We start from the raw sequence: 23,933 nt of genomic DNA on the forward strand, positions 1-23,933 counted from the left end.
AACCCCCCGAAGCCGCCTCCACCCCCAAAACCACCCCCGCCCCCGCCGAATCCGCCGTCGTGCGAGCCCCCGCCACCCCAGATGAAGATCGGCGCGGTCCCGCGGCGGCGTTTCGACACCTGGGCTCCGTTCCCCTGGCCTCCGCCCCTTCGCCAGAGCGAGCTGCCGATGAAGTAGGCAAAGATCAGGAAGATGTAGACGAGCGTGGTGGAGATGCCACCGTCGTCGGAAGACGAGGCAACGGTCTCCGCCGTGGCGGTGTACTCCCCCGCGGTGGCCTGGATGATGGCGTCGGTGCCCCGATCAAGCCCCGCGTAGAAGTCGCCGGTCCGGAACGCCGGCGTGATGACACGCTCCACGATGCGGTTGGCGATGGCGTCCGGGAGCGCCCCCTCCACGCCGTAGCCCGTGGCGATGAACATCTTGCGGTCGTTCTTCGACACAAGCACCACCACGCCGTTGTCCTTCCCCTCCTGCCCCACGCCCCAGTCGCGCCCCAGCGAGATGGCGTAGTCGTCCACGGGCGCCCCGTCGAGGGAGGACAGGGTGACCACCACGATGGACGTCGACGAGGTGTCCTCGTACGCCACCAGCTTGCGGGCCAGCGCGCGTTCTTCTCCCCCAGAGAGCATACCGCCCCGGTCCAGCACCGGGCCACTCGGCTTCGGCGGAACGTCGTAGCGCTGGGCCACGGCCGGCGACGCCCACGCCACGGCAAGGAGCCCGAAGGCGGTGAGAAGGAGCAGAATGTGGCGGAGGCGGTGTGGCACGGACCGGGGCAGGTCGAGTACAGAATTGCGAGCGGAACGGAAACGTGACCCGTAAGACGGGATGCGCAAGAGTTTCTCTGTCACGCTCCATTCCTTTCGTTTCACGCGTGACGCATCACTCATCCCCAAAGTTCACGTCCGGGGCCTGGTCTGCCCCTGTCTCCGCCTCGAACGGCGTCTTTGGCTGAAAGCCCATAAGGCCGGCAAAGATCACGGTCGGAAACGAGCGCACCCGCGTATTGTACTGGCGCACGCTGCTGTTGTAGTCGCGCCGCGCCACCGTGATGCGGTTCTCCGTCCCTTCCAGTTGCGCCTGCAGGTCGCTGAAGTTCTGCGTGGCCCGCAGTTTCGGGTAGTTCTCGGAGACGGCCAGCAGGCGGCCCAGCGACTTGCCGAGGGCCGACTGGGCCTCCTGAAATTGCCGGAGCTGTTGCGGATTGTCGAGGTCGTCGGCGCTGACCTGAATCGAGGTGGCCTTCGCCCGGGCCTCGGTCACGGAGGTCAGGGTCTCCTGCTCAAAGTCGGCCGCGCCCTGCACCGTCTCCACGAGGTTCGGAATGAGGTCGGCCCGTCGCTGGTAGGTCGTCTGCAGATTGGACCACGCCTCCCGTACTCGTTCGTCGTTCTGCACAAGGCGGTTGTACGAGCTCGTGGCCCCACAGCCGACGAAGCCGAGGACGACCACAAGGACGGCGAGGGTGATGGCGCCTTTGCTTCGCATGGACGCAGGGAACGTTGAGGGAAAAAGAGCAGGTCGCGTATGGAATCGCCCTTACGGATCACGAGGCTCGGAGTTGCGGCCCTGACTTGCATCCGCGACCGTACGTCCACGGGAAACGTGTTGGCCCCAAGATACTCGGCCTTAGGGTACAGTTCCTATCGGGCACGCCCCTCGGCATTTTGGGAACAGATTTTGCTGCCTCAGAGGCAAGGAACCTTTCATCTTTTTCTTCTAGAACCTACACTTTTTCTACGGGCACCAGTGGCCCCACCGGTTGGCAGACAAGCAGGACGAAGCTCCCCCCTTCACGCACGCCCCCCGATACGCTCCGCCATGGAGTCAGACGAGCCCCCACACGCTCGCGCCTCTCGTCCTCCGTTCCCGGCGTCCCCCTCTCCGTTCTCGGCGACGGCCCCCTCTGCGGAGGTGCCTCCCTATCAGGGGCTTGACGAAGAGGGTGAGCGCGCGTTCGACCGTGCCCTCGACCTTGCCACCCGCCTCTTCGAAGCCCCGATGGGCATGGGGACCCTTCTTGCCGACGGGTCCCCCCAGGTCGTGGCCACCAGCGGACTTCGCGAAGCGGGATTTGAGGCCCAGGACGACAGCGTCAGCCCCCGGTTCTGCACGCAGACGCTTCAGTCACCGGGAACGACAGTCGTCACAGACGCCACGAACGATCCCCGGTTTGCCGACCACCCGTGGGTGACAAAAGAGTCCGGGCTCCGGTTTTACGCCGGCGCGCCGCTGGTGGGCCCGCAGGGCCGCCCGGTTGGGACCGTGTGCGTCTTGGGGACGGCCCCACAGTCTCCCGCCCCCGCCGACCTCGACCGGCTTGAGGGCCTTGCCGAGACGATCGTCAATGAGCTGGAGCTACACCGTCGGACTCAGGAGCGGGAACAGGCCCGGCAGCGGTACACCGCCATCTTCAACCAAACCTATCAGTTTACCGGGCTGCTGACGCCGGATGGCACCCTCGTCGAAGTGAACGACACGGCCCTCGACTTTGGGGGGCTGGCGCGGGCGGACGTTCTCGGCAAGCCGTTCTGGGAGACACACTGGTGGCAGACCGGTCCGGACGCAAAGAAGAAGCTCCGAGAGGCGATCGAGCGCGCCGCCCGCGGCGAGTTTGTGCGGTACGAGGCGGAGGTACAGGGGACGGAGGAAACACGAACGATCGACTTCTCCCTCCGTCCGATCACCGACGCGGACGGAGCGGTCACGATGCTGATCCCCGAAGGCCGGGACATCACCGAGCGGAAGCGGCAGGAGCGACAGCTCCGACGGGAAAAGCAAAACACCGAGGAGGCCCTTCAGGCTCGGGACACCCTGCTCGGGTCCATCACCGGAAATATTTCGGAGGGCATCTACCGGTCGACGCCCAACGAGGGCCTCGTCTACGCCAACCGGGCCCTCGCCGACATGCTAAGGTACCCGAGCGTCGATAGAATTTTGGAGGCCGATCCGGTTGACTTCTACGCCGATTCGAGTCAGCGGGCAGACGTCCTTCGACGGTCCAACCGGCATGGCGGAATCGACGGGGTGGAGGTCGAATTTCAGCGGAGGGACGGGACGACGTTCACGGGTCTCCTGAGCGGGACGACCGTCCGGGGCCCCGACGGGAAGGTGCAGTGCTACGACGGGGTCGTGACCGATATCACCGACTGGAAACAGCAGGAGCAACGGCTCCGGCGAAGCCGCGAGCGGTGGCGCCGCCTCGTCGAGAAGCTCCGGGACGGACTTCACATCTCCGTCGACGACGAGATTCGATACGTCAATCCGGCGGGGGCCGAGATTATAGGGGCGGACGAACCGGAGGACGTGATCGGCCACTCGCTCTGGGATTTTCTGGCCCTGGAGAACACACAGCAGGGCACCATTGAAGATCGTCTCCAACAGGTCTACGGGGACCGGGCGTCGACCCCTCCTCGGGAACTAACGATTACCGACGTAGACGGAGACCACCGCATCATCGAGACCTACACGGTCCCCATCGAGTTCGACGGAGAGGCGGCCGGGCAGACGGTGTTTCGAGACATCACCGAACAGAGGGAGATGGAGCAGGAACTCCGCGAACGGGAGAAGCGGTTCCGCTCGATCACCGAAAACGTCTCGGATGGCATCTACCGGTCCACCCCCGATGAGGGACTTGCCTACGTCAATCGGGCCTTCGCGGAGATGTTTGGATACGAGAGCGTCGAGGAGCTCCTCCAGATTGACCCGATTCAGTTGTATGCACACCCCGAAGACCGACGGAAAAGCCGACGCATCACGCAAGAAAAGGGGCACATAGACGCGGTGGAGGTGCTGTTCGAGCGCAAAGACGGATCGACATTCACCGGCCTCGCCAGCGCCACCACGGTCCGCGACGAGGACGGCGAGGTGGTGTACTACGATGGGGCCATCATCGACATCACCGAACAGAAGCAACAGGCCCGGACGCTCCAGGACCGGCAGCAAAAGTTGGAGTCGCTGTACGAGGCGACACGCCGTCTTCTGAAGTCCGAGACCGCCGACGCGGTCGCGTCTCGCATCCAGGACGTGCTCCGGGACGTGTTCGACTATCCCGTCGAGGGCGTTGACCTTGTCCGCGAGGGACAACTTGCCCCCGTCGAGGTCGCGACCGCAACCACCCATCAGGTGCCAACGATCTCCCCAATCCCGGTCGATGGGGACAGCGTCCGGGCTCGGGCCTACCGGTCCGGGGAAACGGTGGTGGTGGAACATGTGGAGGCCCTCGACAACGACCCGGAGTACGGCGACCTGTGCTCGGTGGCCTGCGCGCCGATGGGCGAACACGGGGTCGTGTTCATGGGCCAGGTGTCGTGCGACGAGTTTCCCCCGTTCGACCTGCGCCTCATCGAAGTGCTATCGACCTACGCCGCTGTGGTGCTCGACCGCCTGGCCCGGGAGCGGGAGCTCCTCGCGGCGAAGGAGAAGGCCGAGCAGGTCAACGACATGAAGTCGGCGTTCCTGGCCAACATGAGCCACGAGATTCGCACGCCCTTGACCTCGATCATCGGGTTCGCGGAGGCCATCGGGGACGAGGTGGGAGGCGGGGACACGACCGTGTCCCAGTTTGCGGGCCTCATCGAGCAGGGAGGCCGCCGCCTGCTCGAAACGCTCGACGCGGTTTTGAACCTGTCAAAGCTGGAGGCCGAGGAGATGGAGCTCACCTTCGCGCCTCTCAACCTGGCGGCGCAGGCCGCGGACGCAGGGGCCCTGTTTGAGCAACAGGCCGCGAAGGCCGGCATCACCCTCCAGGTTGATGTCCCCTCGGAGCCTCTTTGGGCACGGGCCGACGAGGGCGCGCTGCGCATCGTGCTGCGCAACCTGGTGTCGAACGCGGTCAAGTACACCGGCGAGGGCGGCCGGGTCTGGATCCGCGCTCGCAGGGCAGAGGACCAGGCGGTCCTGGAGGTAGAGGACACCGGCCAAGGCATGGATCCGGCAGCGGTTTCGACCCTCTTCAAAGCCTTCAACCAGGCCTCGAAGGGCAAGGGGCGGGAGTACGAAGGAACGGGCCTGGGACTGGCCGTCACCAAGCAGGCCGTCGACCAGATGGGGGGCACCATCGAGGTCGAAACGGAAAAGGGAGTGGGCAGCCGCTTCGTCGTGCATCTGCCACGGCCGGACCAGGACCCGGCGGACGCGTAGACCAGATCTACGCCTCTGATGAATTGGCGCCGTTCCCCCGGGTCTCACCCGAAGCGGACGACAAGGTCGACGTGCTCACCGGCCCAATCAACGTGGGCCTCTTTTTGAAACGCAATGATGACGACGCCCTCGTACGCCACCACGCGGTCGAAGAAATATTCGACGGTGGACGGCACGGCCCGATCCTCCCCGTCGTCGGGCGTGTCGACGTGCGAGTGCACAAAGAGGGCGTCCGCGGCGTCAAAATAGACGAGCGCCGATTCCTCCGCCGCGTGATCGAAGGCCTTGCGAAGGGCATTTTGGGTCTGCATGCGCTGCTCGTTCAGCAGGGACGGCACTCGGAACTGGTGCACATTGGCGGGGGTGTGGCGCGTGAGCGTGGCCAGGGCCTGCTGCCGCGTCTCGCGCGCACCACCATGAAAAAGGATCCGGGCCGTAGACGGCTCGCCCCCCTCGCCCAAGAGCGCCTGGAGGGCTTGCTCAAACGCATCGGTGTCGTGTTGGACGAGAGAGACCCCCTCTGCGTCGGGCGTCGAATCGGAATCGGCCATGGCATGCCGAACGCTGGACAAGAGAACTGGACCGCTCTTAGTTCCGGAGAAACGTGCTTGTTCCCCGGTCGGAGCGGAAAGGCGCGGGGGAGTGTGGGCGTGGGAGAGACGAGAAAGGGGAAGGGGAAGGGGAAGGAGAAAAGAAACACGCACACGTCCCCGCGCGCCCCGTTTTCCCCATCCGCCCTTTCGCCTGTTCGAAGCTCCCCCGTGCTCTGCGCGGCGACGCCGTTGATGCTCAGAAAGACGGCCTCGCAGAGGGCCTCCCGGTCGGCAATCTTGAGAATGGACTCTTCGGCCCGCTCGTAGTCGTTCACGACGGAGGCGTAGAAGGCGGTGCCCGCGTTGGTGAGGCCCCGTACCGCCCGGCAATGGGACGGCGAGTGCGAGCCCTCTCACGCTGAGCACCGCCGGCCCCCCACGGCCTCATTTCCAAAGCGGGTCGTCCCACGAAAGAAAGTACCCGAGTGTGAACGTCGAGCTCGCAGGAAGACGGTTCGAGCGGGTCGACTGACCATGCACGGGAATGCGGACGCCGGCCTGCAGTGCACCCGGCCCGAGGCGCCATCCCACCGTCGGAGTGATCTGCACGAGCTCACGGGGCGCAAACGCGAACCCCGTTCGGGTATCGAGCGCGGACTGTCCAAAGAGCCCGTCGACCGCGATCTTCCATTCGAACCGATCCAGAGAGCCCCCGGCTGCCGCATTGAAGACCCACTCGTTTCCGGGGTCGCGGGCAATCGCTTCGTTCTCCTCCCGCCACCGGTACCCGGCCCACCCGGACACGTACATCGGCCACGGATGCAGGCTCTTCCCCACCTCCAGCAGCACACTCCAGTCGCGCTGTCCCTGCGAGAGAGAGATCGTCTCGGCGTCGTTTTCGAAGGTCCCGGTCGTGAGCGTAACGCCGCCGCGGAGGGCGACCGCCACCGGCAGACTGCCCACGCCAAACAGGCTCGGCCCTGCCCGAAGAAAGAAGCGCGGATCGCCCAGCCCGGTGGACAGGAGGTCGGTCCCCGCCCCGTTGAACTCTTGGCGGTGGAGGGGCAGGTCGACCCACGTGTCGAGCCCCCGGACGAGGCCGAGCGCGCCGGTCAGCCGCGCCGTCGTGATGATCGACCGCGCACTCGGGTCAAGCTCATCGAGGGGCACGACCGTGCCCGTCTGCCCGAAGCCTTCCTTCGTGCTCTGATGAGCCACCTGGAGCTGCACCCATCCCGTGCCCGGCGCCTCCACCCACTGTCCGTGGCTGGGGGCCGGGAGGACGGCACCGAGAAGGACCGCAAGTCCGAGGACAACTGCGTGGCGCATGGCACTACCCCTGGTCGGTCCAAAGGGCCGTCTCTGGTTGAAAGACCGGCCACGCGAACCAGAACGACATGTAGGCAGTCTCGACCGGATCGAGCCGGGCGGAGCCGTCCAGGGCGCGGCCGTCGAGCGTCCAGGTGCGGCCGGTCTGGTCGTCGACGAAGCGTCCCTCCCCGGTGACCGAGAAGGACAACGACTGTCCGTCGAGCCGCGGCCGGTAGGCCATCGCCCCGCGGGCGTCCTGGTTCCAGAAGACGACGACCTCTCGTCCCCCCACGGTCACCTCTACGGCCCGGGCCGCCGACCCGTCGTCGAGCTCGCCGAAGGGAATCGCAAGCCCTCCGTTCTCCACCGGAAGGCCGAGAACCCGCTCCTTCGGCGGGCGGCGGCCGTCGATGGGGGTATCGAAGAGCAGCCGCTCATTGCTCGGGGCGTTGTAGTTGCCGTAGGGGTAGCCGCGTGCGGTGTAGTCGCGGCTGTGGCCGGTCTCCGACGAGACGACCTTCGTGTCGGGGTGGAGTTCTTTCCAGTGCTCCCAGGTCATCCCCGTCACCGGCAGCTGGTTCAGGTCCGTGCCGACGTCAGCCCCGCATCGCGCCCCCCGGCTCATCTGGGGCCAGAGCGACTCGTCTTCACCGCGGTCGAACATCAGGAGGTTGTTGTTGAACAGGAGCCCGGACACCCCGAACTCGGCCCCGTCTACCGTGCTCCGGTCGAACGCCAGCGTGCTTCCGGTAAGGGGACAGAGCGTGACCGCAAAGGTGCGCCCGGCAAAGTCATCGATGTTAATAATCTCGTGGTGCCACAGGATGTTGTGCGGAACGGCCAACGGCTGATCCCCGAAGAGGAGCCCGATTACGCGGTCCCCATCGGCCAGATAGCCGGCGTCCTCGGAGCCCGGCTCCACGAGCCGATCGTCGCCGGTCGTGTAGCCGTTGAGGGACGGAATCCCGTTTCGGGGAACCCCCCCGTCCGCGAGCTGGCCCGTGGGAATGGTGCAGTTGCTGAGATTGAAGTTCGACCGGTCGCCGCCCCCGTCCCTCTCCACGCCGCCCGCATCGCAGCCGACGAGCAGCCCTCCCCCCAGGAGCAGTCCAAGGAGAAGCCGGGGCGCCGCACGAAAAACCATCATGGGAAGTCGAAATTGTCATCCAACAGTCAGTGTGAAGGACACGGGGCACGGATGGACTCAGGAGTCCCCGCGGTCGTCGTAGAGCGCGGCATCGGGGCGAAAGGCCAACCAGGCGAACGCGAAGTAGTCGCCGTGCTGGAGGCGGTCGAGCTGTGTGCCCTCCAACGGCCCGTCGAGGGCCGTGCCGGTCACCGTCCACGTGCTTCCGGTCTCTTCGTCTCGGAAGCGCCCGTCGCCTGCGTAGGCAAAGTGCAGCGTGCGCCCGTCCACCTGACGGTCAAACACCCCGGTCGAGCCGGTCTCTTTCGAGTTCTCGATCCGCGCCGCGTCGAGGGCCGAGACGGTCCCCGGCGCATGAAAGACCGCCAGGGACTGGTCCCCAATCGTGTCGTGAACGACACGCTGCTCCTCGGTTGTCGAGTGGGGATAGGCCTTGTGGCGGTCCCCGACGCTCACCGCCACGACCTTCTCCATCGGCGGGAGGCGGTCATCCGTCGGGCCGTCGTAGGCGAAGGGCTTGCTGTCGATGTCGTCGTAGCCGGCGTACGGATTGCGGCCGTAGGGACGGCTGTGGCCCGTGTCGCGGGAGAGCACCTCGCCGTCCGGGTGAGCCTCTTCAAACTGGCGGAAGGAGACGATCTGAGACGGGAGCTGCTCCAGGGTTTGGCCCGTGAGGTCCCCGACGACGGCCGTCCCCGTCAGCTGCTGCCACAGCGTTTCGGTCTTGCGGTCGTACATCACGAGGTCCGAATTGCGAAGCAGGCCCGACACCCCAAACTCAACGGCCTCCCCATCGAGCGTGCGCTCGAACACCAGGGCACTGTAGCAGAGCGGGCAGAAGGTGACCGCCACCGGAGTCCCCGCCACCCGGTCGTTCACGATCTCGTGGTGGGTGAGAATCTGAAGCGGATAGGCCCGGGCCACGCCGTCGTGCTCGAAGGCAATCACCGGCTCCTCCGGGGCAATCCAGTCTTCGGCCGCCCCCACCGACACGAACGACGGAGCGTCGACCGACGGGATGCCGTCCTTCGGCGGCCCGCCCGACCTCAACGTCGCCAGGTCAATGCTGTGTGCCGAGTGGTCCGTGTCGAACTGCTGCAGCGCCGGCGGTGCCCCGGCGGGGAGCGACTGGGCCTGTCCGTTCGGCACGACGACAAGTGCCCAGAGGCCCATCGAGACCAATGCGAGAAGCAACGGGTGTTGCATAAAGAGACAAGTATCCGTTGGAGGAGCGCACGAGACAGGCAGCGAGCCGCGCTGGGGCTTAGGAGGCCTCCGCGCAGGAAGTGTTACGCACTGTGAGTAGATCGCGCCAGGGACACCCTCTCAACGGCGCGCGCACTCGAAACCGCCCCGGATCGGCAAGCCCCCGTCCGGGACCGCAGCACAAACGTGGACGCCCCGACTTTTCCCAGCCCTCCGGCGGACACCGGGGGCCTCTGGGCCCGTCGCCGCCCCCCTAGACGTCCGGCCGTCCCTGGGCTGCACTGAAGAAACGCCCCCGGCCGCCGATAACCTACGACGAGTGGAGATTGCAAAATGACCCGATGGCGCGAACTTCGGGCCCGACGCTCAACCACCAGGAGGCTGAATTCTCCCCCTCTCAGCGCCTAGGCCCGCCCCCCGCCAGACCACCGGGCCGCCGGGCCTCGCCCTGCGTCGCTTGGGTAATCCCGCTTGGGCACTCCCGTGTCGTCACGTCTGCTTTTTCCTGCACACACGAGAACATGCACCGGACATTAAACCCAAGTGGACTGGTCATCGCCCTTCTGGGGTTTGTGTTGACCCGCTACACCGTCACGTTCGCCCACGTGGAGGCACCGATGACCTTCGTGGTCGGGGGAGTCATCCCCCTCGTCCTGGGACTGTCGCTGTCGGTGTGTGGGGTAGCCCTCACCATCGGCTCGTTCGAGGCCTGGTACGTGCGCACCATCGTGCAGTGGACGGTGCTCGGGACCGTCGCGATTAGCGTCCTCATCGTGGCGACCCTCTACGGAGGACCGACGTCTTTCTTGGAAGAGGTCCGGACGGTCGGCATCTTCTCGAATGTACTGATCGGGGGAAGTGTAGGAGGAGCCCTTACGGGCCTGTACGCCGCCCAGAACAGGGCCGTCCGACGGAAGCTGCTCAATCGTCAAAATCGCCTCGTCATCCTCAACCGCCTATTGCACGACCGGGTGATGAATGCCGTGACGGTCATCAAGGGAAGCGCCCCGTTGCTGCGAGACGGCGCGGACTCGGGCCTGGAGCCGGTGGACGCCATTCTGGAGAAGTCCGAGTCCCTTGAGGCCGTCATGAGCAGCGTGCAGGACCTGGCGGAGCCTGGCACCGAGGCCGAGCGGCAGCCGGTGGACGCCACCGATGCCATCGAAGAAGCACTGCGGCGGGCACGGGCGGATCATCCCAACGCAACATTTGTGGCCCCGCCGCTCCCCTCTGAACTTTCGGTGTACGCCAACCACCGGCTGGCAGACGTGGTCGGTCAACTGCTCAAAAACGGGGCGGAACACGCCACCGTGGACGCTCCCCGTGTGGCCCTCACCCTCGACACGGCGCCCGACACGGTGACGATCTCCGTCTCCGACGAGGGACCCGGGCTTTCGGATCGGAACCGGGAGGCCCTGGAGCACGGCACGACCATCTCCGAACATGGGGACCCGACGACGGGGCTTGGGCTGTACCTCGTGCGGCTGTTCGTACGCACGTTCCGCGGAACCGTCCACACCGAGGTGACCGACGAGGGAACCACCGTCTCGGTCTCTCTCGAGCGGGTTCCCGACTCCACACCGGCCGAGTTCACCTCCCCGGTGGACGCCGTCGGCGTTGCGCCGACGCGGCTCGGGGCCCTCGCCCTCTCGGGCCTAGCAGCAGGCGTGGTCATGGGGGCGTACATGCATCTCACGACCGGAGCCGTGCCGGTGATCGGTGCCCTCTACGGCACGAAGAGCCTCCTCATCGGCGTCCTGACCCATGAGTTTCACAGTCTCGTGTTTGGTCTGATCTACGCCGGCATTCTCACTGCTCTTCCCCACTGGTGGCAGGCAGATTGGCGTGGAAGCGTCGGCGTGGGCGCCGCGTGGGGGGGCGCGCTGTGGCTCGTGGCCAGTGGACTGGTCATGCCGATCTGGCTCAATCTCGTCGGGGTCACGTCCCCGATTCCAACCCTCCGCCCGAACAGCTTACTGGCCCACCTTCTGTGGGGCGTCGTGCTTGGGCTTGGGCACTACGTGAGTCAGAAATGGCTCTTCTCGTAGTGGTCTCTCGTGGTGGTCTCCCAGGGCCGCCGGGCCCGCCCCGACCGCTCATCGCCCCCATTCTCGTGGCGTCTCCGGATGGCGACCGCAGTGGGACCAGCGTGCCTCCGTCCACTTCGCCGTGAGGGCCAGGGCCTAAGGACGGGCCCGGTCTCCGCACGCGTCCTGCTCAGTGCGCCGGGGCGGGCGCGGGGCGAGGCCCCCCAGCACGATGAGCGGGGTGGGCCACGGTGGCCGCCCCCACCACGCCGGCCTGTCCGCCCAGGTCCGACGCGACGACCTCAAGGTCCGTCACGGCGGCGCCCAGCGCCCGCCGGCGGACGACGCCCGCGGCCCGGTCGACGTACGGGGGATGGCCCTCGATCATCCCGCCCCCCATCACCACGCGCTGTGGGTTGAAGGCATTCACCACGCCCACCAGCCCGAGCCCGAGATACTCGGCCGTCGCGTCAACGAGACGCTTCGCGAGGGGGTCTCCTTCCTCGAAGGCCGCGTGGACGGTCCGGCCCGTGATGTCCTCGACGGCCCCGCCGGCCCTGTCGAGAAGCCCGGCGCCCGCATCCGGGTCCGTCCGGACGGCCTCTTGCGCTCGCTCTTCCAGGGCCCACCCGCCCGCGTAGGCCTCCCAGCAGCCCCGGTTGCGACAGTGGCAGGCCCGCCCGTACGGCATGATCGTCGTGTGTCCCAGTTCGCCCGCCAGGCCCCGGTGCCCCGCCAGCACCTGCCCGCCACTCACGACGCCTCCCCCGATGCCGGTGCCCACGAACACCACGACCAGATCGTCGATGCTTCGACCGGCGCCGTGGCGCCACACCCCCCAGGTAACGGCGCGCACGTCGTTGGTGACCGTTACGGGCAGGCCGAGCGCATCGTGCAGGTGCGCCTGGAGGGGCACATCGGTCCACCCGAGGTTCGGGGCCGACCGCACAACCCCAGACTCGGCGTCGACCTGTCCGGCCACCCCGACGCCCGCGGCGACGGCCTCGCCCGCGGACTGCGAGAGACACTCCTCCACACACGTCGCGATGCCCTCAAGGACGTGCCGGGCCCCCTGGCGGGCATTGGTGGGATGGCGGTGGCGGGCCTGAATGGCACCGGACGCATCGACCAGGGCGGTCTCAATCTTTGTCCCGCCGATGTCGATGCCAAGTGTAGAAGCCGAGGAAGACGAAGACACGGTGTCAGAGGGCGATGGGGAAGAACACTCGTCGACAGGGACGGACCGCAACTGGGGCCACCCGCTCACGGAGACGATGCGGACGCGGCACAGCCAAACAGGGCGTCTACGCCGTCCGCCCCCACGATCAGGAGCTGCTCCGAGGCATCCCCCGCCCGGACGAAAATGGCCTCCTCGGCGTGACACTGAAGGCACGGCAGCACCTGAGACTCCGGCAGGCCGAGCCGATTTGCGAACTGGCGCACCGTCCCGATGGCCTCGCCGTCCTCGGCGAGCGTGACGTCCTCTTCGGGGTGGGCTTGATGGGAGCGCTGTGCGGTAGGCATGGCACGATTGGGGATTGGGGAAACAGATGCGAAGGCCCCGGGCAGACGTTCGTTCACGCCGCCATTTCGTACACCTCCTCGTAGGCCTCATCGAAGCGCGACTCCAGCTCATCGCGCAGGGCCGTGCGGGCCCGGTGCAAACGCACGCGGACGTTGACGCGGGTGAGCCCGAGGGCCTCCGCCACCTCCTTCGTCGACTGCTCTTCAAGGTCCCGAAGACGCAGCACTTCGCGGTACGACTCAGAGAGCTCCTCCATCGCGTCGTAGAGGAGCCGGTGCTCCTGTCCCCGCTCGGCCTCTTCCACCGGCCCGCGGTACGAGGGAGCTTCTCCTCCCTCCGCCCTCGCATGCATGTGTTCGAGCGTGTTCTCGTCCAGGCAGCTGCGGCGCTGGTCATCCCTGTAGCGCGCAAGCGCCACATTCTTCGCGATGCTGTGGAGCCACGTCGTGATCTTCGCGTCGCCCCGAAAGTTGGGGAGACTGCGGAGGGCCTGAAAAAAGACCTCCTGCACCAGGTCTCGGGCCGCGCCGGCGTCGTTGGAATACCGGCGGAGCACCCCCTCGATGTAGTCGCGATGCCCGTAGATCCATCGCCGAACGGCATCTGGATCGCGGTTGCGGAGGGCCTGGAGGGCGGCGTCGCCGGGCGGACTGTCGGGCGCGCCGGCGCTGTCGGAAACGGAGGAAGGAGACGAGTCGGGCATGGGCACGGAGACAAGAACGATCGGGAGTAGATGCGGTTGGTAGCACAGCGCTTTTGCCGGCACTCCATGTACGGGTCAAAGACTGTACCAGGCGTTCATCGCGTCGTCCCTATTTCTTGTAAGTAGTTCCAGGACAACGAGATACGGCATTCTCGCTTCCCTCTAGGCGTCTCGGTAGTGACGATATATAGACACTAAGTCGATATATCGTCACTATGCCCTCCCCCTGTGGTCCCGCACCCGGCGTCCGCCGGCGAAACGAGAACGGGCCCGTGTGCGCTCAACTGGGACACACAAGGGCCAGCGAGGCTCTCCGGCCCTCGTAGGTTTCCCTTGTAGGTTTCCCTTGTAGATTTACGGGCGGGCTTGTAACACTGGCTCGTGCTCTTCGACCGCAAGGATGGGCCACAGGCCCTCTCTTTGCGCCCCTTGTCCTCGTTTTGCTCTCCGCACGCCCCATGCTCGACGCGCTCGCCCGCTACGCCAACTGGCTCCACCTGCAGTGGCCCGCCGGCACGCCCGAAATGCTTCCCAAGGTGGACGACCACTTCCGCACAAACATCGACGGGGTGTACGTCGTGGGGGACTTAGCAGGGGTGCCGCTCCTCAAATTCTCGGTCGACGGCGGGGCACGGGCCGTCCGGGACATCCTCGCGCAGGGCATCGATCCGGTGGAGCCGGAGTCGGAGGACGGGCCCTACGACATCGTCATCGTGGGGGCGGGGGCCGGCGGCATGGCCGCGGCCCGGGAGGCCGAAAAGAGCGGGCTTTCCCACTGCGTGCTGGAGTCGCAACGCCGGTTTGCGACGATTAAGGACTTTCAGGCCGAGAAGCCAATCTACACCTATCCGGAAGCGATGACCCCGGAGAGTGACCTTGACATTACCGCGGGGGTCAAGGAGGCGCTCGTCGAGGAGTTGGAGGCACAAACCAAGGATCTTCCGGTGCGCCACGCGACGGCCCACCGGGTCGACCAGACCCCCGAGGGGCACGCGGTGGTGACCACCGACGGCGATCGCATCCGTGGCCGGCGCGTGATCGTGGCCATCGGGCGGAGCGGCAACTTCCGCAGCCTGGGCGTGCCGGGCGAGGACAAGGATCATGTGCAGCACCGCCTGCACGACCCCACCCGGTGCCGCGGCGACCGGGCCCTGGTGATCGGCGGGGGCGACTCGGCGGCGGAGGCGGCCACTGCGCTGACGGAGGCGGGGGCCGACGTGACCCTCTCGTACCGCCGCGACGACTTCGTGCGGCCCAAGGAGGAGAACGTGGAGCGTCTCTACGAGCTCGCGACCTACCACGACGGTGAGGGCTCGCTGACCCTCAAGATGCCGACCGACGTCGAGGAAATTCGGGAGGGCGAGGTCGTGCTCTCCGACGAAAACGACGCCCCGGAAACGGTCGACGCGGACCATGTCTTTGCGACGATCGGGCGGGAGGCCCCGCTCGACTTCTTCCGTCGCTCCGGCATCGAGCTGCGCAACGATTGGGGCAGGGTGCCGGACTCTCTTCAAGACGCCGTGTCGGGCCTTGCGTGGCTGAAAGACCTGCGCTGGGACCGAATCACAGCCTTCGCGGCCTTCTTTTTCTTCATGGCGGCCGTCTACAGCTGGAAGGACGGCGGCTGGATTGGCCAGTGGGCACAGGCGACCGGCTTTTTCCCGTTCGGCTGGTCCCCGGACACGAGCGGGACGGGCGCCTTCGACATTCTGCTGACCTCGATGCAGAAGCCGGGCTTTTACTACACGTTCGCCTACTCGGCGCTCGTCGTGGTCTTTGGGTTCAAGCGCATCCGAAGGCGAAAAACGCCCTACATCAAGGTGCAGACGCTTACCCTGATGGGGATTCAGGTCCTGCCGCTCTTCATCTTGCCGGAGTTCGTGCTTCCCTACCTCGGGGCGAACGGCCTGCTGCCGGTCGGCTTTCTCGACGCGCTCTTTCCCACCAGCGAGTACGCGGTGCACGGGCGCCAGTACTGGCGGGCCTACGGGTTCATCCTGGCGTGGCCCCTCTTTATCTGGAACGTGTTCACCGCCGACCCGCTCTGGTGGTGGCTCGGCATCTGCTTCGTGCAGACCTTCGTGCTCATCCCCGGAATGATTTACTTCTGGGGCAAGGGGGCCTACTGCGGCTGGATTTGCACCTGTGGGGCCCTGGCCGAGACGCTCGGGGACCAGCACCGCGAGAAGATGCCGCACGGGCCCGGCTGGAACAAGCTCAACCTGGCAGGGCAGGTGATTATGGGCGTGGCGTTTGCGTTGCTGTTTCTGCGAATTGGGGGGTGGATCTGGCCGGGCGGCTGGGCGGCGGAGACCTACCGCGCAGTGCTCCACGGCGGGAGCACAGGGCTGGGCTACAGCTGGGTGGTGGATGTGCTGCTGGCCGGCATGGTGGGCTTCGGGGTCTACTTCTGGCTCAGCGGGCGCTTCTGGTGTCGCTTCTTCTGCCCGCTGGCGGCAATCATGCACATCTACCACCGGTTTAGCCGCTTCCGCATCCTGGCGGACAAGAAGAAGTGCATTTCGTGCAACCAGTGCACGAGTGTCTGTCATCAGGGGATCGACGTGATGGCCTACGCCCAGAAGGGCGAGCCGATGGACGACCCGGAGTGCGTGCGCTGCTCCGCGTGCGTGGAAACGTGCCCGACCGGCGTGCTGGAATTCGGGCAGGTGCGGCCCAACACCGGCGAGGTGATTCACCGCGATGCACTGGAGGCGTCGCTCACCCGCATTCAGGAGCACGAGAACGGCACCGCGGCGTAGTCGCCGTCCACCCGGCCCCTCTCTGTTCCTCGTCTTCGTCCCTCACACTCCGACACACCCCCCCCAGGGCCGTTGTCCAAGCGGACTGTTTTTTATCTCTGTAACGTGCTCGGTCCGTCAGAAACACATCTTCTCCCCGGAAACGAGCCGCGGGCCCCCGCTTCCAACGGATCTTACAGGGACGACGGTTTTACACGTTGTGTGCCTTTTTCCCTCTGGATGTCAGCCCTCCCCCGTTGCCATGCACACGAACGCTGGTCCGAATTCGTCCCCCGACTCCGACGACGCGATTCCCCTCGGTGTAGGCGGGGTGGAGGCCGCCGTCGGCGACCACATTGCCCACTTTTTCCGGGGGGAGGACCAGCGGTTTTCGGTCCTCGGGCCGTATATTGAGACGGGGCTTCGGCGGGGCGACCGGTGCGTGTTCATCTCCCAGCCGGAGGTGGGAATAAGCCTGTGCGACTGGCTCTCGGAGCGGGGGATGGACGTGGGCAGCGCCCGCGAGGCCGACCGACTGATCCTGGACCCGGGGCGGGACACGACGGGCGACATGAAGCGCCTCGCCGACCGAATCGACGCGAGCGTCGACGAGATGGACGATTCCTTCGTGCGGTGGTCCGGCGACGGCGAGTGGTGCCTAGCCCGTGATATTACAGTGGAGGAGATGCTCCGCTGGGAGGCCCTCTACGACGAACATTCGTCCCAGTGGCGCATGCTGGCGCTGTGCCAGTTCGACCTGACCACATTCGAGAGCGACGTCATCATGGATGCGCTCCGTACACACCCGTACTGCGTGATGGGCGACGTGGTGGTCCCCAACCCGTTCCACGAGTCCCCGGACGCGGTGCGCGAGGCCCTCACCAGCAGCACGTAGCCCCCCGCTCTTGCCCCACCTCCCCTCAAGGACCGTCGCGGACTGGGGCCCCACCGCCGCGTCCGGCATTGACTACGAGCGATTAGTTCCGGTAGCATGGAGGCTTCCCACCACACATCCAACCTCGACCCCTCGTCGGTTCTCGGCTTCGGGTCGGCCCTGGCCCTGCTCGACTCTACCGAGGAGGTCGCCCGCCTCCTCACGGGCGCCCTCCGGTCGATGGGCCTCGCGGACCTGCAGGCGGTGATCCTGACCGGGACGGACGGGGAAGCGCCGTGTGTGCTGGGCAGCACCGGCACCCACCCACTGCCCGATCCGGTCGTCGACGAGCTGCGTCACGGCCTCCCCTTCGACGACGCCGCGGACGAGGGCACGGCCCCATCCAGTCGCCGCGTGGCGGTGCCTGCGGAGAGTGCCCTCGCCGCTCAGGGAATCGACCGCCTCGCGACCGCCCGCCTGGGCACCCTCGATCAGGAGTTCGGGGTGGCCGTGGCGGGCCTTGTCGAGGGCCATACCCACACGCCCCTGGAGCAGTCCTCGCTGCAGATGATGGCGGCCCAGACCTCAATGGCCCTGCACCGGATCGAGCTCGACCAGGAACGAGCGAGCCAGGCGGAGGCCCTGCGTGAAAGCGAGGCCCGCTACCGGGAGCTGTACGAAAACGCACCGGTCGCCTACGTCTCTGCCACCGCCGAGGGCGAGATCCGAATGGCAAATCGGCGCGCCACCGAGCTGTTCGACGTTCCGGAGACGGCACTCGTGGGGCGATCGATTCCCAACTTCTGCGCGGACACCCCGAAGGGCCGCGAGGCCGGCCGGCGGCTGGAAGAGCGCCTCCGGAGTGGGGCACCGGTGCGCGACGATGAGGTGGAGCTGTGCCGCCTCGATGGGACGCGCATCTGGGTAAGCCTCACGATGCGCCCCATCGAGGCGGACGATGACAGAAACGATCGCCTCATCATGATGGTCGACGTGACCGAGCGGCGACGCATGCAAGCGGCCCTGCGCGAGGCCCGCGATGAGCTCGAGGACCGGGTGAACGCCCGCACCGCCGAGCTGGAGCAGGCCAATGAGCGACTTGAACAGCGCACGCAGCGGCTGAAGGCCCTTCGCAACATCGATCAGGCCATTCTCGCCGCCGAATCGCCGGAGGAGATTGCGTCGGCCACCCTCCGGCGCATCCGCCGGATCGTTCCCTTCACCCGGGCCAGCGTGTCGGTAATCGACTGGGAGGCAGACCGCGCTCACGTTTTGGCCACCCGCCAGGACGACGAGGTCCTGGCGGGCGGGACGACGATGCCCCTCGATGACTTTTACATGACCGACGCCCTGCGGGCCGGCGAGACGGACGTGATTCCCGACCTCGCCGATCGGCCGCACTCCGGCACCGCGGAGACGGTGCAGGACCTCGGCGTCCGGTCGGTTCTCTGTATCCCCATGACCGTGGGGGAGGACCTGATGGGCGTTTTGAAGGTGGGGCGTGCCCAGCCCGACGCGTTCACGGACATGGACCACCGCGTGGGGGCAGAGCTGGCCACCCACCTCGCCATTGCCCTCCGGCAGGCCCGCCTGCAGGGACGCGTGGAGGCCCGCACCACCGAGCTCGAACAGGCAAACGAGCGCCTGGCCCACCAGGCCCACCGGCTGCGCACCCTCCGCAACATCGACCAGGCCATTCTCGCGGCGGAGTCCCCGGAGGAGATCGCGACGGTCGCCATCCGGCGCGTCCGGGACATCCTTCCGTACAAGAGCGCGACCGTTACGGATGCGGACTGGGACACCGGAACGGCCCGTGTGCTAGCGGCCGAGGACAACGTGCTGGATCCCCCCGCGACGCTGCCCCTCGAGGAGATCTACCTGAGCGATGCCCTGCGGGCCGGGGAGACAGAGGTTCTCTCCAGAGCAGACTACGCGCCGGTGCCGGAGGCCCAGGCGCGCATGGACGAGATGGGCCTCCAGTCCATCCTCTGCGTGCCGATGGTCGTCGAGGACGAGGTCATCGGGATCGTGCACGTGGGCCGCTCCCAGCCGGACGCGTTTACGGACGACGACTGGCGAATCGGGCGCGAGCTGGCCGACCACATGGCCGTCGCGCTCCGGCAGAGCCGGCTTCTGGAGGAGGTGCAGACCCAGCGCGAGCAGCTCGAAGAACGGGTGCAGGAGCGGACCGAGGAGCTGGAGTCGTTTACCTACTCGGTGTCGCACGACCTGCGCACCCCCCTCCGTGCCATCGACGGATACACGCGCATCCTGAAGGAGGACCACGCCGATCAGCTCGGCGAGGAGGGCCAGCGCCTCCTGAACGTGGTCTACGAGAGCGCGCAGACGATGGGCACCCTCATCGACGACCTGCTCACGCTCTCCCGGCTGGGCCGCCACGAAATGACCCACGGGACGATCGACATGGAGGCCCTCGCCCGGGAGACCATCGACGAGGTGCGGCGGGCCCACGACGTGGCGGCCGAAACGTTCAATCTCGCCGCTCTCCCCGACGCGGCCGGAGACCGGTCGATGCTCCGTCACGTCTTTTCCAACCTCTTCTCCAATGCCGTCAAGTTTACTCAGAACGAGGACTCCCCCCAGATCGACGTGCATGGCGAGGTGCGCGACGGCACGTGCGTGTACGCTGTGAACGACAACGGCGTGGGGTTCGCTCCGGCCCGGGCGGAGGAGCTCTTCGGGGTGTTCGAACGGGCCCACGAAGCAGACGCCTTTGAGGGGACGGGGGTCGGGCTGGCCGTCGTTGAGCGCATCGTCCGTCGTCATGACGGCCGCGCATGGGCCGAGGGCCGCGAAGGCGAGGGCGCGTCGTTCTTCTTTTCTCTCCCCCCGCCGGAGGCCGCGTCGTAGCGTGCCCTCGTCGCGCTCCTCTCATGTGTTCCCACACTCTCGCTCGATGATGTCCGTGGGCCCCGGCGCGTGCTCCCGGTCCCCCCGACGCTTGCGGCCCCGGCAGGCACCGATGCTCAACCTCCTCCTTTTTTCCGTCCTTCCCTTTGCGGCCCTTCTCGGAAGCGCCGCCTACACGCTCGTGGTGTCCTACCGGCTTCGGGACTGGCGCCCGGGGCTCTTCGTGGGGGTGCTGGTGCTGATGGCCGTTCACCAGGGGAACGAACTCTTCGTGTTTGTGGAGGCCGGGCCGGGCCGGGCGCTCTCCGGGTTCGGCGAGTACCCCGAGACGACCGCCAACCTCCTCGCAAGCGCCGCCACCGTGCTGCTGCTCCGGTTTGTGACGCGGGAACGACACCTGGCCGAGCAGCTCCAGGGCCTGGCCGGGACGCTCGAAGAACGCGTACAGGAGCGGACCGAGGAGCTCAACGCATTCGCCTCGTCGGTGTCCCACGATCTGCGCGTGCCGCTCCGCGCCATCGACGGCTACACGCAACTGCTCAAACAACACCACGCCCACCAGCTCGACGAGGAGGCCCAACGTCTTTTGGACGTCGTCCGGGAGAACACCCAGAAGATGGGGACGCTCATCGACGACCTGCTTACGCTTGCCCGCCTGGGCCGCTGCGACATGAATGTCCAGCCCCTCGACATGAACGCCCTCGTGCAGAACACCTACGAGGACCTGGGGCGAACGGCCCCCGCCACCGACAGCGTGGACTTTGAGGTTCATTCCCTCCCGCCCGCCGCCGGCGACCCGTCGATGATCCGCCAGGTGGTCCTCAACCTGCTGTCCAACGCCGTGAAGTTTTCCCGCAACGAGCCGACGCCCCGTGTCGAGGTGACGGGAACGCAGACCGACGCGGAGACCGTCTTCTCTGTGCGCGACAACGGCGTGGGGGTCGACATGAACTACGCCGATAAGCTCTTTGGGGTCTTCGAGCGCCTTCACGACGAGGAGGAGTTCGAAGGCACCGGCGTGGGGCTGGCCATCGTTGACCGCGTCCTGCGCCGCCACGATGGCCGGGCCTGGGCCGAAAGCACCAAGGGCGAGGGCACGACGGTATACTTCTCACTTCCGCACACCGCCGATACGCATGAGTAGTGCAACCGCGACCCAGCACGTTGACCTTTTGCTGGTGGAGGATCAGTCGTCCGACGCCGAGCTCGCGCTCCGCGCGCTCCGCACCCTCGACCTGGGCACGCGCCTGCACCGGATCGGGAACGGGGCCGAGGCGCTCGACTTCATCTTCGGGCGCAACGCCCATGCCGACCGGAGCGCGGAGGCGCCGCCGGGCCTCATTCTGCTGGACCTGAAGCTGCCGAAGGTGAGTGGACACGAGGTGCTTCGCGCCCTCAAGTCCGACGAACGGACCCGGCAGGTCCCCATTGTCGTGCTCTCCTCCTCCGGGGAGCGCAGCGACGTGGAGCGGTGCTATGCGCTCGGCGCCAACAGCTATGTCGTGAAGCCGGTCGACTTCAACGCCTTCACGGAGACCGTCCAGCGCATTGGCACCTACTGGCTGCAGACGAACGAGGGCGCGGGAACGTGCATGCCGTGAGGAGGAGCCACGAACAGGCCACGAACAGGCCCCGCAACGACACGCGCCCCACCCCTCAGAGCCCGTTCTTCCCTGCGACCGCTACGCCCATGTCGACCGACGAGCCGCTTCACATTCTCATGCTCGAAGACGTGGCCACCGACGCCGAGCTCGTCGAGCGTGAGTTGGACCGGGAGGGGTTCAACTTTGAGGCGCGACGGGTAACGACCGAGGATGCGTTCCGGGAAGCGCTCGAGGCGCTGGATCCCGACATCATCCTGGTCGACTACTCGCTTCCCCAGTTCGACGGCATGGCGGCGCTGGGGGTCGCCCAGGCGGAGTGCCCCCACGTCCCCGTCGTCTTTGTGTCCGGTGCCATCGGCGAGGAGCGAGCGATTGAGACGCTCAAGCAGGGGGCCACGGACTACGTCCTCAAAGACAAGCTCTCCCGCCTCGGCCCGGCCGTGCGCCGTGCCCTTCAAGAGGCCGCGGAGCGCCGCGCTCGCCGGGAGGCGGAGGCGGCCCTGCGCCAGGCCCACGACGAGTTGGAGCAGAAGGTGGCCGCACGAACCGCGGAGCTGCGGGAGGCAAACACCGCCCTGAAAGAGGAGGTCGACGAGCGCAAGCGGGCGGAGCGCGCCCTCCGGAAGAGCCGCGAGCGCCTCACACGCATCATCGACTCGGCGATCGACGCCATCATCAGCATCGACGCCGACCTACAGGTGCACCTGTTCAACGAGGCCGCCGAGGAGATCTTCCAGCGCTCGGCGGAGGCGGTGGAGGGCACCCCGCTGGCCCCGTTCTTGACCGACCCGTTCGAGGCAGTGGTGCACCGCCACATCGACGCACACCAGGAGGCGCAGGGGAGCGACGGAGCCCCCGAGACAGACGGACGCTACCTGGCTGCCCCGGAGGGCCTGGAGGCGCGCCGGGGCGACGGCACGACGTTTCCCGTAGAGGCCACACTCTGTCCCATCCAGCTCCCCGCAGAGGACCGCTACCTCATTATTCTCCGCGACGTCGACGACCGCAAGCAGGCCGAGGAAGAAGTCGCCCAGCTCGAGTCGGAGCGATCCTACCTGCAGGAGGAGCTCGAAAGCGAGTACAACTTCGACACGATCGTCGGCACGTCCGCGCCCATGCAGGAGGTGTTCGACGCCATCGACCAGGTGGCCGACACCGAGACGACCGTCCTCGTCACCGGCGAGACCGGCACCGGAAAGGAGCTCGTGGCCCGGGCCCTCCACGCCCGCAGTGCCCGCAGCGACCAGGTGTTCGTTACTGTCAACTGCGCGGCCCTCTCGACCGACCTGATCGAAAGCGAGCTGTTCGGGCACGAGAAGGGGGCCTTCACCGGGGCCACCACCCGGCGCGAGGGCCGATTCGAGCTGGCGGACGAGGGGACCATTCTCCTCGACGAGATCGGCGAGCTGCCGCTCGAGACGCAGGCAAAGCTGCTCCGCGTCCTGCAGCAGCAAACCTTCGAGCGCGTCGGCGGCAGCGAGACGATTGAGGTGGACACCCGCATCCTGGCGGCGACGAACCGCGACCTGGCCGCGGCGGTGGAGGCGGACGCGTTTCGATCGGACCTGTACTACCGACTCAACATTTTTCCCATCGAGCTTCCCCCCCTCCGGGACCGGGGCGACGACCTTCCGCTGCTGGCGGAGCACTTCCGCGAGACGTACGCGTCCCGAACGGGCACAGACATCGAGGGCTTCAGCGCAGGGGCCATGGCAACACTCAAAGACTACGACTGGCCCGGCAACGTGCGGGAGCTGGCCAACATCATCGAACGGGCCGTCATTCTCACGCGTGGTCGCCACATTCGGGCCGAGCACCTATCGGTCACAGGCTCGGCTACGGACGGTGGGAACGTCCAGGGGCCCTCCTCTCTCGCGACACTGGAGGAGGCCCAGCGGCGCCATATCGAGCGGGCCCTGGAGCACACCGACGGTGTGGTGGGCGGAGACGAGGGGGCCGCCCAGCTCCTTGACGTGAAGCGCACGACCCTTCTCTCCCGAATGGAACGACTGGGCATCGCCCCCAGCGAATATCGGGCGTAGCCCCCCACTACAGACTGGAGCCCCTGGCCTCGGCCGCGCCTGCTCGCGGTGTCTTTGCGTCACCCCCCATGACGTAGTGGAGCCGCTACCATCTTGGCATCAATCTTGCTCCTATTTACGTTCCATACGGGCTCTTGCGGCGTCTGAATCGTTGCCCCGAGAGGACCGTATACAAAGTCAAACACGCGATGGAGGAGAGCGAGC

General features: G+C 66.8%; 17 protein-coding genes. 8 read left to right on the forward strand and 9 right to left on the reverse strand.

Annotation, left to right across the window (positions count from 1 at the left end):
• Both B7R93_RS02175 and B7R93_RS02180 read right to left on the reverse strand, forming a co-directional pair.
• A partial coding sequence (locus B7R93_RS02175) for a TPM domain-containing protein (RefSeq protein ID WP_232797922.1) occupies positions 1–770 on the reverse strand: 770 nt, incomplete at its 3' end.
• Between the two features lie 115 nt (positions 771–885).
• Positions 886–1,491 (reverse strand): LemA family protein, encoded by a 606-nt coding sequence (locus tag B7R93_RS02180; protein WP_103019217.1) that lies wholly within the window; start codon positions 1,489–1,491, stop codon positions 886–888.
• A gap of 333 nt (positions 1,492–1,824) precedes the next feature.
• On the opposite strand from B7R93_RS02180, the gene B7R93_RS02185 reads away from it, so the two are divergent.
• A complete protein-coding gene (locus B7R93_RS02185) occupies positions 1,825–5,145 on the forward strand; it encodes a PAS domain S-box protein (protein WP_103019218.1) in 3,321 nt (1,106 codons plus the stop codon).
• Positions 5,146–5,189: 44 nt separating this feature from the next.
• On the opposite strand, the gene B7R93_RS02190 is transcribed toward B7R93_RS02185, so the two are convergent.
• From B7R93_RS02190 to B7R93_RS02205, 4 genes are all read right to left on the reverse strand, one after another.
• Positions 5,190–5,696, reverse strand: coding sequence for a hypothetical protein (locus B7R93_RS02190; protein ID WP_103019219.1), 507 nt, complete (start codon positions 5,694–5,696; stop codon positions 5,190–5,192).
• Between the two features lie 426 nt (positions 5,697–6,122).
• The gene (locus B7R93_RS02195) at positions 6,123–7,007 is read right to left on the reverse strand and encodes a transporter (protein WP_103019220.1); all 885 of its coding nucleotides are present in this window, start codon (positions 7,005–7,007) and stop codon (positions 6,123–6,125) included.
• Positions 7,008–7,011: 4 nt separating this feature from the next.
• A complete protein-coding gene (locus tag B7R93_RS02200) occupies positions 7,012–8,136 on the reverse strand; it encodes a DUF3179 domain-containing protein (RefSeq protein ID WP_103019221.1) in 1,125 nt (374 codons plus the stop codon).
• Between the two features lie 57 nt (positions 8,137–8,193).
• On the reverse strand, positions 8,194–9,342 hold the full coding sequence (locus B7R93_RS02205; RefSeq protein WP_103019222.1) for a DUF3179 domain-containing protein: 1,149 nt from the start codon (positions 9,340–9,342) through the stop codon (positions 8,194–8,196).
• Between the two features lie 521 nt (positions 9,343–9,863).
• Between B7R93_RS02205 and B7R93_RS02210 the strand changes: the two genes are divergently transcribed.
• Positions 9,864–11,390, forward strand: coding sequence for an ATP-binding protein (locus B7R93_RS02210; protein WP_232797923.1), 1,527 nt, complete (start codon positions 9,864–9,866; stop codon positions 11,388–11,390).
• 169 nt (positions 11,391–11,559) lie between these two features.
• Here B7R93_RS02210 and B7R93_RS02215 read toward each other — a convergent pair whose 3' ends face one another.
• The 3 genes from B7R93_RS02215 to B7R93_RS02220 all read right to left on the reverse strand — a co-directional run bounded on the left by B7R93_RS02215 (position 11,560) and on the right by B7R93_RS02220 (position 13,597).
• On the reverse strand, positions 11,560–12,567 hold the full coding sequence (locus B7R93_RS02215) for an ROK family protein (RefSeq protein ID WP_157942155.1): 1,008 nt from the start codon (positions 12,565–12,567) through the stop codon (positions 11,560–11,562).
• Positions 12,568–12,632: 65 nt separating this feature from the next.
• Positions 12,633–12,893, reverse strand: coding sequence for a hypothetical protein (locus tag B7R93_RS15125; RefSeq protein ID WP_157942156.1), 261 nt, complete (start codon positions 12,891–12,893; stop codon positions 12,633–12,635).
• 53 nt (positions 12,894–12,946) lie between these two features.
• Positions 12,947–13,597 carry an RNA polymerase sigma factor gene (locus tag B7R93_RS02220; RefSeq protein ID WP_103019225.1) on the reverse strand — a complete coding sequence of 217 codons (651 nt, stop codon included), beginning with the start codon at positions 13,595–13,597 and terminating at the stop codon, positions 12,947–12,949.
• Positions 13,598–14,055: 458 nt separating this feature from the next.
• On the opposite strand from B7R93_RS02220, the gene B7R93_RS02225 reads away from it, so the two are divergent.
• The 6 genes from B7R93_RS02225 (at position 14,056) to B7R93_RS02250 (ending at position 23,729) form a co-directional block, all read left to right on the forward strand.
• Positions 14,056–16,359: an FAD-dependent oxidoreductase gene (locus B7R93_RS02225; protein ID WP_232797924.1), complete on the forward strand. Its 2,304-nt coding sequence runs from the start codon at positions 14,056–14,058 to the stop codon at positions 16,357–16,359.
• A gap of 241 nt (positions 16,360–16,600) precedes the next feature.
• Positions 16,601–17,233 carry an MEDS domain-containing protein gene (locus B7R93_RS02230; RefSeq protein WP_157942157.1) on the forward strand — a complete coding sequence of 211 codons (633 nt, stop codon included), beginning with the start codon at positions 16,601–16,603 and terminating at the stop codon, positions 17,231–17,233.
• 96 nt (positions 17,234–17,329) lie between these two features.
• Positions 17,330–20,083: a GAF domain-containing protein gene (locus B7R93_RS02235; protein WP_103019227.1), complete on the forward strand. Its 2,754-nt coding sequence runs from the start codon at positions 17,330–17,332 to the stop codon at positions 20,081–20,083.
• 112 nt (positions 20,084–20,195) lie between these two features.
• The gene (locus tag B7R93_RS02240; RefSeq protein ID WP_158666601.1) at positions 20,196–21,227 is read left to right on the forward strand and encodes a sensor histidine kinase; all 1,032 of its coding nucleotides are present in this window, start codon (positions 20,196–20,198) and stop codon (positions 21,225–21,227) included.
• Complete coding sequence (locus tag B7R93_RS02245; RefSeq protein ID WP_103019229.1) at positions 21,220–21,684, forward strand: response regulator; 465 nt, start codon at positions 21,220–21,222, stop codon at positions 21,682–21,684. The genes B7R93_RS02240 and B7R93_RS02245 overlap by 8 nt, the downstream gene beginning before the upstream one ends.
• A gap of 89 nt (positions 21,685–21,773) precedes the next feature.
• Positions 21,774–23,729, forward strand: coding sequence for a sigma 54-interacting transcriptional regulator (locus B7R93_RS02250; RefSeq protein ID WP_103019230.1), 1,956 nt, complete (start codon positions 21,774–21,776; stop codon positions 23,727–23,729).
• Positions 23,730–23,933: the final 204 nt, after the last annotated feature.

The organism is Salinibacter altiplanensis (assembly GCF_002894645.1).
Classification (GTDB): domain Bacteria; phylum Bacteroidota; class Rhodothermia; order Rhodothermales; family Salinibacteraceae; genus Salinibacter; species Salinibacter altiplanensis.